This is a genomic window from Marinobacter sp. UBA2498 (assembly GCF_002341575.1).
Taxonomy (GTDB): domain Bacteria; phylum Pseudomonadota; class Gammaproteobacteria; order Pseudomonadales; family Oleiphilaceae; genus Marinobacter; species Marinobacter manganoxydans.
The window spans coordinates 13,445-14,786 of sequence record NZ_DDOI01000092.1 but is presented as its reverse complement, the minus strand read 5'-3'; the positions used below and the strand labels follow the sequence as shown (position 1 = coordinate 14,786).

2 protein-coding genes and 1 pseudogene are annotated in these 1,342 nt (G+C 50.2%); 1 reads left to right on the top strand and 2 read right to left on the bottom strand.

Features of this window, described 5'->3' with window-relative positions:
- Nucleotides 1-246: pseudogene (gene ispH, locus B2W52_RS12870) on the top strand (4-hydroxy-3-methylbut-2-enyl diphosphate reductase); the annotation flags it as partial.
- Nucleotides 247-267: 21 nt separating this feature from the next.
- Here ispH and B2W52_RS12865 read toward each other — a convergent pair.
- Together B2W52_RS12865 and B2W52_RS12860 are read right to left on the bottom strand one after the other, a co-directional pair.
- The gene (locus tag B2W52_RS12865) at nt 268-699 is read right to left on the bottom strand and encodes a type IV pilin protein (RefSeq protein WP_273044325.1); all 432 of its coding nucleotides are present in this window, start codon (nt 697-699) and stop codon (nt 268-270) included.
- A 43-nt stretch (nt 700-742) separates the two neighbouring features.
- Complete coding sequence (locus B2W52_RS12860; protein ID WP_273044323.1) at nt 743-1,108, bottom strand: hypothetical protein; 366 nt, start codon at nt 1,106-1,108, stop codon at nt 743-745.
- Nucleotides 1,109-1,342 lie beyond the last annotated feature (234 nt).

The following is a 1,342-nucleotide window of genomic DNA, read 5'->3' as shown; positions in this document are numbered from 1 at the left end:
GAGAGAATGGGCACGCCGGCCTATCTGATTGATGAGGCCTCCCAGATCGATGCTGCCTGGCTGGAAGGTAAGACTTCGATTGGGGTTACTGCGGGAGCTTCTGCCCCCGAGGTTCTGGTGAACGAAGTTATTACCCGTCTGCGAGAGCTTGGCGGCAGCGTTCCGGAGGAAATTGCCGGGCGTGAGGAGAATATTGTGTTTTCTATGCCGCGGGAGTTGCGGATTGATGCCATTGAGCTCGAATGAGCTCAATGGCGCTTGAGCTTTTTACCAACAACCCGCTTGGCCTGCACCACGGTTTCCTTGTTCATCCACTGTAAGCGTTCCGCAGGGGTCGTTCGTTTGGCCCCCGGTAGGCACAGCTTGCAGTGTGAACGTATCCCTCGTTACGTTTCCCGAAAAGCTAATGTTATAGAAGACTGTGCCATTCTGTGGTGATTGCGTGAACGGCAAAGTCGGATCGGCTCCTCCAACCCTATAGTCAAAGCCATTGGAATACCTTCGCTCCATCCATTGCGCCAATTCAAGCAGGTCAGACTGCGCCGTTGTTCTGCGAGTCCGCTCTACGTGATTCTGATAAGTTGGTAGAGCGACTGCGGCAATGATTGCAATGATAGCAACTGCAATCATCAGTTCTATGAGTGTAAAGCCTGCAACGCCTGCTTTTTTTACTGTTTTATTGGTTCCGGTTCGTGTCACAACTAGGTCACTCACGTTTTAGGAATTTTGTGTGCCAAGAAAGTTATTTGTCTGCAACATCAAGCGATCGTATCAGCCGCGCGCCTCGGCTTGGGTCAACAACTTTGCCAACCTCTATTTTCACCGAGTTTCCTGGCTCCAAACGCCTCAGGACTTGCTCCCGTGACCATGTTGCATTGTTGAAATGAACTACTCGGTCCAGTAAGAACGATCGATCATCAATAATAACAATACCCAGTTCCGGGTTAACCGAATTTACTGTTCCAGAGAGTTCGCTTCCTTCTCTGAGCATTTGAAACTCAGAGTCTGGCATTTCTTCGGCGGTTGAATTGCCTGTAAACATTATTGCTGTCAACAAAAGCGCTACCATGTTGGCCAGAAATCTGGGGGTGAAAGCTTTGAAATTCATGATTTAACCTCTTAATAGGTGCTGTCAAAACCTGTCGCAACATGCCACCAGTGCCGTTGAGGAACAGCTCCGTTTTAACGGAGCTGTTCCCAGGTTTGCCGACCAGTATTCGAATCCAGAGATCTGGCGCACAAAGCGTCTTCACAAGGCGCATCCGGGTCGAGTTGGTTCGGATCAAGCCCGGGTATTATGACCTCTGAATCTCCGTCTCCGGTGGCGATGGTTCGATTCTCA